Origin of the sequence: Pseudomonas sp. ACM7, from assembly GCF_004136015.1 — a bacterium.
GTDB lineage: Bacteria > Pseudomonadota > Gammaproteobacteria > Pseudomonadales > Pseudomonadaceae > Aquipseudomonas > Aquipseudomonas frigoris.
Window position 1 is genome coordinate 5,388,481 of the sequence record NZ_CP024866.1, and the last position, 13,531, is coordinate 5,402,011.

A 13,531-nucleotide genomic window follows, 5' to 3' on the forward strand; every position below is an offset into this window, starting at 1 on the left:
GCAGCCTGCGGCAGCTCCTACATTTGTATCGCGTTCATCCACATCATTCCTTTAAGGCCGCTCATGACATCCAAGCGCACTTCCAATTCCCCCTCCGGCATGGTCAGGGTGCGTGGCGCCCGGGAACACAATCTCAAAAACGTCGATGTCGACATCCCCCGGGATGCCCTGGTGGTGTTCACTGGCGTGTCCGGTTCGGGGAAATCGTCGCTGGCGTTCTCGACCCTCTACGCCGAAGCGCAACGCCGCTATTTCGAATCCGTGGCGCCTTATGCGCGGCGTCTGATCGATCAGGTCGGGGTGCCGGACGTCGACTCCATCGAAGGCTTGCCGCCCGCGGTGGCGCTCCAGCAACAACGGGGTACGCCGAGCACGCGCTCTTCGGTGGGCAGCGTGACGACGTTGTCGAGCCTGATCCGCATGCTGTACTCCCGGGCCGGCAGTTATCCGCCGGGGCAACCGATGCTCTATGCGGAAGATTTTTCGCCCAACACGCCCCAGGGCGCGTGCGCCGAATGTCATGGGCTGGGGCGGGTGTATGAAGTCACCGAAGCGCTGATGGTCCCGGACCCGAGCCTGACCATTCGCCAGCGCGCGGTCGCCTCCTGGCCCACCGCCTGGCAGGGACAGAACCTGCGCGACATCCTGGTGACCATGGGTTACGACGTCGATAAACCCTGGCGCGATCTGCCGAAAAAACTGCGCGACTGGATTCTCTTCACCGAAGAAACACCCACGGTGCCGGTGTATGCCGGGCTCACTCCCGAAGAAACCAAAATTGCGCTCAAACGCAAAATGGAACCGAGTTACCAGGGCACGTTCACCGGCGCCCGGCGCTACATCCTGCACACCTTCAGCCATTCCCAAAGCGCGCTGATGAAGAAGCGCGTCTCGCAATTCATGCTCGGCAGCCCGTGCCCGTTGTGCGATGGCAAACGGCTCAAGCGCGAGGCGTTGTCGGTGACCTTTGCCGGTTACGACATCGGCGAACTGTCGCAGATGCCGTTGCTGCAAGTGGCCGAAGTCTTGAAACCAGTGGCCGCTCACAGCTACCTCGAACAGACCGAGGTGGCGGGTGAGGTATTGACGCACGACCAGACCCGCGTGGCCCGCGAGCAACGAGTGGCCCACGGCGCCAGTGGTCACGCCAACGCGCCGGATGTACGCCACACACCGAACCTGTCAGTGGAGAAACGCCTGGCCGCGCAGCGGATCGCTCAGGACTTGCTGGAACGGGTCAGCACATTGACCGATCTGGGGCTCGGTTACCTGGCGCTGGAACGCAGCACGCCGACGCTGTCGTCCGGTGAGTTGCAGCGTCTGCGTCTGGCGACACAATTGGGTTCGCAGTTGTTCGGCGTGATCTACGTACTGGATGAACCGTCGGCCGGTCTGCACCCCGCGGATGGCGAAGCATTGTTCGAAGCGCTGCAACGCCTGAAGGCTGCCGGCAACACCTTGTTCGTGGTCGAGCATGACCTGGAAACCATGCGTCGCGCCGACTGGTTGATCGACGTGGGCCCGGCGGCCGGCGAGCATGGCGGGCAAGTCCTGTACAGCGGACCGCCGCCAGGGTTGGCGCAGGTGACGAACTCGCAGACGCGCGCTTATCTGTTCGCCGAGCAGGTCACTCAGCCCCAAGCCAGCCGTAAGGCGAACGATTGGCTACGGCTGGAAGGCATCACTCGCAATAACCTGAACAACCTCAGCGTCGAGTTTCCGCTGGGCTGTTTTACCGCGGTGACGGGCGTCTCCGGTTCCGGTAAATCGAGCCTGGTCAGTCAGGCGCTGCTGGAACTGGTGGGCGCGCATCTCGGGCGCACGGCAAGCGATAGCGAACCGGAAACGTTGAGCCTGGAGGATGACGCACCACAAGTCAGCGGCGGTCAGGTCACGGCGGGACTGGAATCGATCAAGCGCCTGGTGCAAGTCGATCAGAAACCTATCGGCCGCACGCCGCGTTCGAACCTGGCGACCTACACCGGTCTCTTCGACAACGTGCGCAAACTGTACGCCGCCACACCCGAGGCGCAGGCCGAGGGATACGACGCGGGTCAGTTTTCCTTCAACGTTGCCAAGGGCCGTTGCCCGACGTGCGAAGGTGAAGGCTTCGTCAGCGTCGAATTGCTGTTCATGCCCAGCGTCTATGCACCGTGCTCGACCTGTCACGGCGCGCGTTACAACCCCGAGACGCTGGCAATCATCTGGCAAGGGTTGAACATCGCCCAGGTGTTGCAGTTGACGGTGGACGAAGCGGTCACGGTGTTTACCGAGCAACCGGGTATTCGTCGTTCTCTGGAGGTGCTGCGCGATATCGGCCTGGGTTATCTGCGCCTCGGCCAGCCGGCGACCGAGCTGTCGGGCGGTGAAGCCCAGCGGATCAAACTGGCCACCGAGCTGCAACGCAACCAGCGCGGGGCCACGCTGTATGTGCTCGACGAGCCCACCACCGGTTTGCACCCAAGGGATGTAGATCGCTTGCTCGAACAGTTGAATACGCTAGTGACGGCGGGGCATACGGTGATCGTCGTCGAACATGAAATGCGCGTGGTGGCGCAGAGTGACTGGGTGATCGACATCGGCCCGGGGGCGGGGGATCAGGGCGGGAAGATAGTCGTCAGTGGCACGCCACAGAAAGTCGCCAACAGCAAAAAGAGCCGGACCGCACCGTTTTTGGCCAGAACCCTAGGGTAAATCAAAAGATCGCAGCCTTCGGCAGCTCCAGGTGTACGCCGATACTTTGTAGGAGCTGCCGAAGGCTGCGATTTTTTGATCTTAAACGCTGTCGAGCGTGCGCCGCACCTTGTCCAGCAGTTCATTGATCTGGAACGGCTTGATCAGCATCTCCATGCCATCGCCGAGGAACACCTGACGGTTGATCGCGGTTTCGGCATAACCGGTCATGAACAGGATCGGCAGTTTTTCGCGCCAGCCCCGTGCCACATCGGCCAGCTCGCGGCCGCTCATGCGCGGTAGTCCGACGTCCGTCAGCAGCAGGTCGATAGACTCATCGTTTTGCAGGCGCTCGAGGGCACCTTCGATGTCGCCCACCTGCGTGCAACGGTAACCGGCATCCACCAACACTTCGGCCACAAACATGCGCACCGACGGCGTGTCCTCGACGATCAATACATGTTCGCCGGCACCCTGAAGATCGACGGTGGCTGACTCGGCTTCGCAGTCGGTGGGGTCAGAGCTGGCCGGCAGCATGATGGTGACTTCGGTGCCGCGCCGGGCGACGCTGCGGATGTGTGCATCGCCACCCGATTGCCGGGCGAAACCGTAGAGGGTCGACAACCCCAGCCCCGTGCCCTGGCCCAGCGACTTGGTGGTGAAAAACGGGTCGAACACCTTGTCGATCACGCTGTGTTCGATACCGGTGCCGTCATCGCGCACAGACAACGCGACATACGCACCATCGGCCAGATTGGGATCGCCATGGGAATAGGCGGCATAGGTGCTGACCCAAATGTTGCCGCCTTGGGGCAAGGCATCGCGAGCGTTGATCACCAGATTGAGCATCGCGCTTTCAAGCTGAATGGGGTCGACCAGGGCGATGGCGGCTTTAGAGGTCAATTCGAGTTTCAAGGTAATGCGCTCGCCGATAGTGCGCACCAGCAATTCTTCAAGGGAACGCACGTGCTCGTTGATGTCCACGGGCCGGGTATCGAGAGGCTGTTGGCGCGCGAAGGCGAGCAGGCGATGGGTCAGGGACGCGGCACTCATGGCCGAGTTCAAGGCGGCTTCGGCGTAAAACTGAACCTTGTCGGTGCGTGAGGCGGCGATACGTTTCTGAATCAATTCCAGGCTGGTGATGATGCCGGTCAGCAAGTTATTGAAGTCGTGGGCGATGCCCCCGGTCAGCTTGCCCAGCGCATCCATTTTCTGCACTTGCAGCAGCTGAGCTTCGGTTCGCGCTCGCTCGGCGACTTCTTTGGCCAACTGGGTGGTGGCGTCGTCAAGCCGGGCCAGGTGCGAGCGTTCGCGGTGCCGGTGTTCAGTGACATCCTCGACAAACACCAGGCTCAGTTCCGGTGTGCGGTACGGCGAAATCTGCCACTCGGTTTCGCGAGCCTCGCCGTGGACCCGCATGCTCAGCGTGCCTTTCCAACGTTCGCCATAGGCCAGACGCAGACGCAGTTCCTCGATGACGACGTCCTGATCCTCGGCAAAGCACTCGCGCAGGGTGTCCGGGTTGAGGTTGTCCTGAATCAGCTGCGCGAAGGCATGGTTGCATTCATGCACCTTCAACTCGGCATCCAGCACCGCGATGGGCGCCGAGACATTGACAAAGATTTCCCGAAACCGCGCCTCGCTTTCGCGCAGGGCATTTTCGGTTTCACGCACCCGCAGCAAGGTGCGCAAGGTCGCGAGCAGCACATCCGGATCCACCGGGTGGATCAGGTAGGCATCGGCACCCGCGTCCAGGCCGGTAATGATGTCGCCGGTCTGGATCGAGGCCGCCGATACGTGAATCACCGGTAGCAGGGCGGTGGCGGGTTCGGCGCGCAGTTTGCGCACGATGTCGAAGCCACTCATGTCTGGCAGATTGACGTCGAGGATCAGCGCGTCGATCGCCACGCTGTCGATCAGCTCCAGGCCCTCGGTGCCGGTGCCGGCTTCGAGCACTTCATAGCCGTGACGCTCCAGGCGACGGCGCAGGGCGTCCCGCGTGGCGATGTTGTCGTCGACGATCAGCAAACGGATGTCACGCTTCATCGACGGGCTCCATGGCGATAGCCAGCGGGGTTCAGCTTTGCAGGTTCCAACGGGGCTGGAGGCCGTCGCTGTACATGATCAATAAGTGTCCGTTCACTTGAGCATAGTCAAAGGATTGCGCCTTTCGATATTGGCCGCCGCCGATGCCGGGGTGGGAGGCCAGGCCGCGGGATTTGTCGGGCGCAATAGGCAGGCCCCGGCGCACATGGACTCCAGTAGGAGCTGCCGAAGGCTGCGATCTTTTGATTTTGATTCGGCCTTGCGATGGAACCCTGTCCCCCGGGCGGCTTCGAATCTTCAAGGCCCGACTGTTTCAGCCGCGCACATGCAGTGATGAACGAGGTACTTATGCAAGATGACAGTGATCTTGAGGAAGAGGCGAAAACCGCCGAACCGGAAAGCGCAGACAAAGCGGTCGACCAGAAGCAACTCCACACCGATAACGACAATGAGTTCAGCCCGGGTTTCAAGCCGAATCCCGACCGGCCCAAACCCGGGGATGACACCGATGCCGACATCGACACCGATGGCGGCTAGCCAAGTCGTGAAAAGGCCGCATCAATCGATGCGGCCTTTTTGTGGGCGTTATTTACTGGGGTGAGCAGCCTGGAGTTTTTTCGCCATATCCAGATGTTTCTCCAGCGCCGGCAGCATTTTTTGCGCGAAACCTTTCAGGTCCGTGGCGCCTTTGACTTTGTCGTCCGTCACGGTGTTGGCTTCTTTCTTGAATAGCTCGATGGTGTCTTCGTGAGCCTTCACTTGATTGTTGGCATAGGCCGCATCGAAAGATTCATCGCGCAAGTCGAGGATTTTCTCTTTCGCCTGTTTGACCAGCGTCGTGCTGTCCGGTACCTCGATGTCATTCTTTTTCGCCAGTGCCGCCAGTTCATCATTGGCCTTGGAATGGGCGGTGATCATCATATTGGCGAATGCCTTGATGTCCGCCGATGAACTTTTTTCCAGGGCCAATCGGCTCGTTTCGATTTCCGCGATGCCGCCCGCGGCCGCGTTGTCGACGAAGTCATTGGAAGTGGCAGCGAATACCGTGCCCATGCTGGTGCTCAAGGCAACGGCCAACGTGAGGTGGCGCAGGGTAAATCGGTCCATTGGTTATTCTCCACACAGGTTTTCATGGGCGATCGATTGATCGTTAACGTGTGGAGGTTTACGAGCGGACAAAGGTTTTATTGCGTTTACGGCAGGGCGACGAACGGGCACCGCTGGTCTGATAGGCGGTCGACAGAACCGGCTAACCAAGGCCATTCTGATAGTTGGTGAACGCAATTGATCGCGTTTGCCTCCGATCAACAAACGGAGGTGTTCCATGCCGGTGCCACACGACCTTTATCAGGACCTCAAACTTTCAAAGGAAGATATCCAGCAAAAACGCACCAAGGATCCGTTATTGGATTCACTGATCAACAAGTATTCGCAGGCGGACGCCGACGTCGTAAAGGCCGAAACCGCCAAATCGGATGCGCCCAGCGATGACGCATTGAAGAAACTCAAGGAGAAGCGCGTGCAGGTTAAGCAAAAGATCGTTGATCGGCTCCAGACGCCGTCCTGACGCGCCCTGTCTGGTCACCGACGATCGGTGACTGAAAAATTGGAACGGCGATAAATACCGGCACCTCGAATGTTCAGAGTCCGAATTTACGGCTCCATGCGAGGTGCCTCATGACCGAACCACTCATCCCCGGTAAAGAAAAGTTCCCCAGCGAAGAGCAGGGTGGCTACGATCCCATTCCGACACATCCCGAGCCTTTGAGTCCGGGACGCACCACCGTCAATCCGGAAGATGAACCGGGTATCGACGAACTGCCGAACAACGAAGGTGCCATCCCGATGGACGAGGATGACTCCACCGCCATGGACCCGGAAAGGGTGCTTGAGGAAACGGATAATGCGGTGCGCGATGGTGAGATTCCCCGCTAGATCGAGACCGCCGACGCTTCTGTAGCAGCTGGCGAAGCCTGCGTTCGGCTGCAAAGCAGTCGTAAACCTGAGCACGCGACCTTCCTGACACACCGAGTGAACTGATTTCACGACTGCTTCGCAGCCGAACGCAGGCTTCGCCAGCTGCTACATTATTGAGCTTACTTATGTAACGCCGTACTGAGTGGCAATCGCGCCATATGTTTGGCCTTCAACGACCCGAAATACAACCAATCTCCATACTCGCGAACGGTCGTGATCGGCGAGTAGTTGTCGCGGCTACCGTCCTGCAAGTTGGCGATCACTTTACCGTCCAGGCCCAGCGCGAAGGCGCGTTTCTCCACCGGTTTAGGCAGGACAGTCATGGCCCGCACGATCATCTTGCGCACGAAGGGATGCGGCGCGGTGGCATCGAGCAGTGCGTTGCGCGGTGCATAAAGCGCCACCCAGAAGCGGTCGCGACCATTGAACGCGAGGTTGTCCGGCAACCCTGGCAGGTTGTCGATGAATAGATCACGGGTGCCGGCTTTCGGCCCGCTCAACCAGTAACGACTGATGCGATAGGCGCCCGTTTCGTTGACCAACACAAAGGCATCGTCCGGTCCCAGCGTCACGCCGTTGGCGAATTCCAGCTTATCCAACAGGACCGCGGTCTTGCCGGTCTGGAAGTCATAACGCAGCAAGCGGCCATCGCCGCCGTGCTCGATGATCGCTTCGCCGTCACTGCCGTAGCCAAAGCGACTGGAGGCATCACTGAAATAGGCGTAGTGCCCGGATTTGTCGATCGCCACGTCGTCGGTGAAACCGAAGGGCACGCCGTTGGCCGCCGTGGTCAATGGAATCAATCGGCCCTGGGCATCCAGTGACAGCAAGCCCTTGACCCCGTCGGCAATCACCAGCAGACCGTTGGGATGACGGGCCAGGCCCAAGGGTCTGCCGCCTGTATCGGCCAGATCCTTGGTGACCTTGCCGTCGAGGCTGGTACGGATCAATCGGCCGTCATTCAAACCCGTGATGAGGACGTCTCCCTCCAGCAGCAACGCTTCCGGCCCCTCGATATCAGCGGCGCCGACGCGCTCCACGCCTTTGAGGCGCTGATTGTCGGCGTAGATGCCGCTGGTGAGGGAGGGCGCCGGCGGCGGTGTCCAGGCCACCGGTTGAACCTTGGTCGGCATCAGCAGCAGAAAGGCGCCGATGGCGACGATCACCAGCAACAGCACATGGCGAAACTTGACGGTTCGACTCACGCGCTGACTCCTGCCGGGGCCAACTGTTTTTGCGCCATCTCGCGCAATGCCAACATCGAAGCTGCCCACTCACGATCGATGCGGCGCTTGAGCAGCAGTCGATTGGCAATGCGCATCGCCAGGCCGCTGAACTGGTACTCCAGAGTGCGCACAAAGCGTGTGCCTTGGCTCAGGGCCTCACACTCGTAAGTCACCACTAAAGACAACCCGTGATCGTCATGGGCCCAGGCACTCCAGCGACGTCCAGGCAGGTATTCGTTAACCTCCCAGTGCAAGTGTCCCTCACGCCCCCCCGCCTTGATGTCTTCCTCGAACCGCCCCCCGGCATGCAGCGGACCGCCCTGGCCATCGACCTTGAGGGACGAGGGATGCCACTCCGGCCAACGGGTCACGGTGCTGGCATAGGCGAGCACGTCAATCGGGTCTCCAGCAATATCGATCTGATGCTGCATGCGGGTCATGGTCGTTCTCGTCGGGTGCAGGTCCGTCGGCTCCGGTTCCCAATAGAGGGTGCCAAACAGGTAGTCCATCAGCGGAAAAACGATATTGAAATTGCGTTCCTGCATCAGCTCACGACGGTGATGCAGTTCATGCAGGCGGCGCATCTGGCGGATCCACGGCAAGCGTGTGAAGGGGTTCTCCGGCGGCAGGTGCTCGCAGGCATGGAACACTTCATAGGTCAGGTAGCCGAGGACCAGACAGCCGCCGAACAACCCGGCGACGTTGGCATCGAACTGCTCAAGCAGCCACCAGACGGGCAGGGTGATGACGACCGTGTGCAACACGATCAGCCAGGCTGGAAACAGAATCACCCGCCAGTCCCGGGCACTGTCGTAGGTCATGTGGGCAGGCGCGAAAAAGCTGTGATGGTCGCCGGCATGGCGTGCGTAGAACATTCGCGCGAAGTTTTTTTTATGATGCCCCAAGTGCCGATGGACCATGTACACGCCGAAGTTGAAGAACAACAACGTCAACGGCATCGCCAGCCATTCCAGTGGCTGAACCTGGTGCACGGTGCTCCAGAATCCGCCGATGGCCAGCAACCCGAACAGCAGCACAAAAGCGCCGTGCAGCCATGGGTTGTAGAGCGGATGAATAGCAGCGCGGTAGCGGGCGCGAAATGCTTCGGTGGTCTGCCTCACTGCAATCACCTGTAGTTATTGTTATCTCCAGCAGATTAGACGATCCCGGCGTTTCAGGCGGGCCGAACCGTGAGGTCACAAATGCCATGGGCCGGTGCAAACCGGATTCAGGTCAGCGGGTTCCAGCGTTGCGACCAGTCATCGTCGGAGTTGATCACTTCGCGCAGCAGATCGAAGGCTTGTTGCAGGGTCGCCGAGTCGCGGTCGCGGGAGTAAACCAGATAAGTCGGGTAGCTGAATTCCGGGGCTTTGGGCACTTGCTCCAGCACACCGCTTTGCAGATAACTCTGGACCACCCGGGTGCGGAAGTAGCCGCTGCCTCCGTTTTCCAGAATGTACTGCAAACCCAGTGGGCCGAGGTTGAAGCTCCGCGCGGCTTTGGCTTTTTCGGGCAGGGCCGCATCGTGTTGACGGCGGAAGTCCGGGCCCCAGTCGATGTACACGTAGGGATCGGGTCTTGCGGCTAGACGGATGAGGACCAGTTTTTCTTCCAGCACCTGTTCGACTTGCAGGCGTGGCCAATACTCGGGCTGGTAAACCAGCGCCGCATCCAGAACCCCCAGTTCCAGTTGGCGCAGCAGGTTTTCACCGTCACGAATTTCCATGCGCAGAGCGTGGCTGGGGATCTTCTCGCGCAGCGCGCCGGCCCAGCTGAGCATCAGCGGGTTGCACAGACTGACTTCGCCACCGATGTGCAACACGTCGCGGTAACCCTCGGGCAACGGCAAGTCCCGTCGCGCCGCTTCCCAGGTTTCGACCAGTTGATTGGCGTAGACCACGAAGGCTTCACCGTAGGTGTCAGGCGCGCACCGGCGCGGTTGCGCACGAACAACGTACTGCCTAGCTGGCTTTCGAGTTTCTGCACGCGCGCAGTGATCGCGGTCTGGGTGACGTGGAGTTTTTCGGCGGCTGCGGCAAGGCTGCCGTGGCGGACGATTTCCAGAAAGGTGCGGGCGAGATCGATGTCCATGGGGCGGCCGGTGCGGGAAGTGCAGGCATTGTAAACGGATACCGCCGGATCAGTTCATGTAGCAGCTGGCGAAGCCTGCGTTCGGCTGCGTAGCAGCCGTAAAGTCGGCACATGCGGTGTGTCAGGAAGACCGTGCAGCAGGATTCACGACTGCTGCGTCCGAACGCAGCCTTCGGCAGCTGCTACCCGGATCGAGGAGCTGCCGCAGGCGGCGGTCTTTTAGCGGCTCATTTCAAAACGCAAAACACGAACAACCAAAGGCCCCCCAGAAACCGGCGAAATCACTGACAGGTGCCGAGGACAGCCGCGCCCGTTCATGGCGATGGGCATGCACCGCGCAAGCCCCGACACATTGATGAACCTGCGCCGTCAGCGGCGCCAGGGGTTTCCAATGGCCCGGTACTTTGGCGACTGGCGACCACTCAGGCACCACCGGGACGGGAGGTGGCCCGAGTTTTTCAAACTCGACGCTGCCGTAGACAATCTTGCCGTCGACGATGGTCAGTACCGATTCGATCCATTTGACCGCTTCATCCTCGATGTGGAAATAGTCCGCCGACAGCGCAATCAAGTCGGCCAGTTGCCCGACCTTGATCTGGCCTTTTTTGCCTTGTTCGGAGGAAAACCAGGCGCTGCCGTGGGTAAAGAGTTCCAGCGCGGTATCGCGGCTCAAGCCTTGCGGGTACAGCGCCAGACCACCGACGGTGCGACCGCTGATCAGCCAGTACAGCGAAGTCCAGGGGTTGTAGCTGGAGACGCGCGTGGCATCGGTGCCAGCGCCGACTGGAATGCCTTCGGCCAGCATACGAGCGATGGGCGGCGTGGCTTCGGCAGCCTTGGCGCCGTAACGGTCGACGAAGTATTCGCCCTGGAATGCCATGCGGTCCTGGATCGCGATGCCGCCACCCAAGGCTTTGACCCGTTCGATGTTCTGCGGGGTGATGGTTTCGGCGTGGTCGAAAAACCACGGCAAACCGTCGAACGGAATGTCGCGATTGACCTTCTCGAATACGTCGAGCATGCGGCTGATGGATTCGTTGTACGTGGCGTGCAATCGGAACGGCCAGCGCTGCTCAACCAGATGGCGGACCACCGGTTCCAGTTCCTGCTCCATGGTTTGCGGCAGGTCGGGGCGGGGCTCGAGGAAGTCTTCGAAGTCGGCCGCCGAGAACACCAGCATTTCCCCGGCACCGTTGTGCCGTAGAAAATCGTCGCCCTGACCGTAGTGGGAGGTGCTGGTCCAGTTTTTGAAGTCGGTTAGTTCTTCCTTGGGTTTCTGCGTGAACAGGTTGTAGGCAATGCGCACCGTGAGCTGTTGGTCTTTGGCCAGTTGCTGGATGACTTGATAGTCGTCCGGATAATTCTGATAACCGCCGCCAGCATCAATGGCGCTGGTGACACCCAGACGATTGAGTTCGCGCATGAATTGGCGGGTGGAGTTGACCTGGTATTCCAGCGGCAGTTTCGGCCCCTTGGCCAGGGTCGAGTAGAGAATCATCGCGTTTGGGCGGGCGATCAGCATGCCCGTCGGGTCGCCATTGGCATCGCGCTGGATTTCGCCACCCGGCGGGTTCGGTGTGTCACGGGTATAACCGACCACTTTCAATGCCGCGCGGTTGAGCAGGGCACGGTCGTAGAGGTGCAGGACGAACACCGGGGTGTCTGGCGCGGCCTTGTTCAGTTCATCAATCGTCGGCAGGCGTTTTTCGGCGAACTGGAATTCGTTCCAGCCACCGACCACTCGCACCCATTGCGGCGTGGGTGTGCGGTCTGCCTGATCCTTGAGCATGCGCAGCGCGTCGACCAGTGAAGGGACGCCTTCCCAGCGCAGTTCGAGGTTGTAGTTCAGGCCACCACGGATCAGGTGCAGATGCGAGTCGTTGAGACCGGGAATCACCGTGCGACCGTGCAGGTCGATAATTTGGCTGCCGGGACCTTGCAGGGCCATGGCCTGGGCATCGCTGCCGACCACCACAAAGCGTCCGTCCTTGATCGCGACCGCGCTGGCCTGAGGTTTTTTGCGATCGACGGTGTGCAGGCGTCCGTTGTACAGGATGAGGTCGGCGGGGGCGTCGGGCATGGTTTTACTCCCTGCGATTAGCGGGCTGATCCAGGCACCGACGGCGCCTGCCGAAAGGCCTTGCAGTACACGGCGGCGGTTAAATCCGTCGTGGTCGTCAGGTGGGCTCATGGGCAGTGCTCCGCGCAAAGGATCTTCATAAAAAAGCGAGGGCAAACAGCCGATGTCTGACGCATGCGGCCAGAAGGAATATAGACGGCAAATCCACAGGTAGCCGTTTTCCAATGGCGAAAAACGACGAATCCCGCCACGAGGGCGGGATTCGTTTGCAGCCAGGCGTGCCCCCGAAGGTCGGGAGCGGCGCGCTTAGGCCGGGAACAGCTCGGACAGTTTCATGGCCAGCATCATGTCGCCTTCGGCGCGCAGTTTGCCGCCCATGAAGGCTTGCATGCCGTCAGTTTCGCCGCTGACGATGCCTTCCAGGGTTTCGCCGTCCATGACCAGAGTCACCTGGGCGTCCGGGTTTTCGCCTTCCTGGAGCTCGCAGGTGCTGTCCTTGACGATCAGCGAGAAGTTCTTGGTGTCGTCGATGCGGAAACCGAATACCAGGTCCAGACCGGCAGCAGCGGCTGGGTTGAACTTGGCTTTCATTGCTTGTACGGCATCAGCTACGGAGGTCATGGTTCGATCCTTTCTTGGGTAATTAGAGCTGGGTGAATACAGCCAGGGTCACAATAGTCCGGACTCAGCGAAACGTGATGAGTTCCGGGGTCTTCAACAGTTGCAGGTGCGCATGACTGTTGAAAGAAGACAGAGCCACCTCGCGACCGCGAAACTTCAGCAGGTTGAGCGAGGTGTTGACGATTTGCCAGTTCAGTTCAAACGCCTGCCTGGCAGGCATTTGCGTAATGAGGTGGAGCAGGGCCGTGATAGTGCCGCCGGAGGTGAACACGGCGATTTTCTGGGTGTTGTCGGCGCTTTCGAGGATTCGCTGCAGACCGGCCTGCACCCGTTCGACAAACCCCAGCCAGCTTTCCAGGCCCGGTGTGTCATAGGTGCCGGCGAGCCAGCGTTCGATAATCAGGGCGAAGATGCGCTGGAACTCACCGCGATTTTGCGCGGCATTGCGCAGGATGTGCAGCGCTTCGGGTTCGTCCGGTAACATGGCCGGCAGCAGCGCGCGGATCACCGCGTCGGCGTCGAACTCATTGAAAGCGGAATCGATTTCCAGCGCGGGAACCGGCAGGCCTGCCGCAGCGAACTGTTCCAGTGCGCTGTTGGCCGTGTGCTGCTGGCGGCGCAGATCGCCCGAGAGGCAGCGATCGAAGCTGATACCCAGCTCGGCGAGGTGCTGGCCGAGGACTTCTGCCTGGCGAATACCGGTCGGCGACAGGACGTCATAGTCGTCTGCACCAAAGGAGGCCTGGCCATGTCGAATCAAATAGATACTGCCCACGTCCGCGTCATCCCGGTACGTTGAAGGTTCGGCGAGGTTATG

At 60.3% G+C, this 13,531-nt stretch carries 11 protein-coding genes and 2 pseudogenes; 4 read left to right on the forward strand and 9 right to left on the reverse strand.

Annotated features, from left to right (window positions below; all coding sequences use genetic code 11):
* The first annotated feature begins 63 nt into the window (after positions 1 to 63).
* Complete coding sequence (uvrA, locus tag CUN63_RS25765; RefSeq protein WP_129443606.1) at positions 64 to 2,694, forward strand: excinuclease ABC subunit UvrA; 2,631 nt, start codon at positions 64 to 66, stop codon at positions 2,692 to 2,694.
* Positions 2,695 to 2,775: 81 nt separating this feature from the next.
* Here the strand turns inward: uvrA and CUN63_RS25770 are convergent, their stop codons facing one another.
* Positions 2,776 to 4,719, reverse strand: a complete 1,944-nt coding sequence (locus tag CUN63_RS25770) for a response regulator (RefSeq protein WP_129443608.1) — start codon at positions 4,717 to 4,719, stop codon at positions 2,776 to 2,778.
* Positions 4,720 to 4,756: 37 nt separating this feature from the next.
* Positions 4,757 to 4,906 (reverse strand): annotated as a pseudogene (locus tag CUN63_RS32395) (ATP-binding protein); the annotation flags it as partial.
* A gap of 161 nt (positions 4,907 to 5,067) precedes the next feature.
* Between CUN63_RS32395 and CUN63_RS25780 the strand changes: the two are divergent.
* Positions 5,068 to 5,256 (forward strand): hypothetical protein, encoded by a 189-nt coding sequence (locus CUN63_RS25780; protein WP_129443610.1) that lies wholly within the window; start codon positions 5,068 to 5,070, stop codon positions 5,254 to 5,256.
* Positions 5,257 to 5,304: 48 nt separating this feature from the next.
* Here CUN63_RS25780 and CUN63_RS25785 read toward each other — a convergent pair whose 3' ends face one another.
* Positions 5,305 to 5,826, reverse strand: coding sequence for a DUF4142 domain-containing protein (locus tag CUN63_RS25785; RefSeq protein WP_129443612.1), 522 nt, complete (start codon positions 5,824 to 5,826; stop codon positions 5,305 to 5,307).
* A gap of 217 nt (positions 5,827 to 6,043) precedes the next feature.
* Between CUN63_RS25785 and CUN63_RS25790 the strand changes: the two genes are divergently transcribed.
* Together CUN63_RS25790 and CUN63_RS25795 are read left to right on the forward strand one after the other, a co-directional pair.
* Positions 6,044 to 6,286, forward strand: a complete 243-nt coding sequence (locus CUN63_RS25790; protein WP_129443614.1) for a hypothetical protein — start codon at positions 6,044 to 6,046, stop codon at positions 6,284 to 6,286.
* A gap of 110 nt (positions 6,287 to 6,396) precedes the next feature.
* Positions 6,397 to 6,654, forward strand: coding sequence for a hypothetical protein (locus tag CUN63_RS25795; protein ID WP_129443616.1), 258 nt, complete (start codon positions 6,397 to 6,399; stop codon positions 6,652 to 6,654).
* 161 nt (positions 6,655 to 6,815) lie between these two features.
* Here the strand turns inward: CUN63_RS25795 and CUN63_RS25800 are convergent, their stop codons facing one another.
* The 6 genes and pseudogenes from CUN63_RS25800 to CUN63_RS25825 form a co-directional block, all read right to left on the reverse strand.
* Positions 6,816 to 7,901 (reverse strand): SMP-30/gluconolactonase/LRE family protein, encoded by a 1,086-nt coding sequence (locus CUN63_RS25800; protein WP_129443618.1) that lies wholly within the window; start codon positions 7,899 to 7,901, stop codon positions 6,816 to 6,818.
* Positions 7,898 to 9,043, reverse strand: a complete 1,146-nt coding sequence (locus CUN63_RS25805) for an SRPBCC family protein (protein ID WP_129443620.1) — start codon at positions 9,041 to 9,043, stop codon at positions 7,898 to 7,900. Before CUN63_RS25805 ends, CUN63_RS25800 begins: the two co-directional genes overlap by 4 nt.
* Positions 9,044 to 9,150: 107 nt before the next feature.
* Positions 9,151 to 10,013 (reverse strand): annotated as a pseudogene (locus tag CUN63_RS25810) (LysR family transcriptional regulator).
* Positions 10,014 to 10,245: 232 nt separating this feature from the next.
* Complete coding sequence (locus tag CUN63_RS25815; protein WP_129445158.1) at positions 10,246 to 12,093, reverse strand: amidohydrolase; 1,848 nt, start codon at positions 12,091 to 12,093, stop codon at positions 10,246 to 10,248.
* 306 nt (positions 12,094 to 12,399) lie between these two features.
* Entirely contained in the window at positions 12,400 to 12,714 is a 315-nt protein-coding gene (locus CUN63_RS25820; protein WP_008154977.1) for an SCP2 sterol-binding domain-containing protein, read from the reverse strand.
* 64 nt (positions 12,715 to 12,778) lie between these two features.
* Positions 12,779 to 13,489 carry a histidine phosphatase family protein gene (locus tag CUN63_RS25825; RefSeq protein WP_129443622.1) on the reverse strand — a complete coding sequence of 237 codons (711 nt, stop codon included), beginning with the start codon at positions 13,487 to 13,489 and terminating at the stop codon, positions 12,779 to 12,781.
* Positions 13,490 to 13,531: the final 42 nt, after the last annotated feature.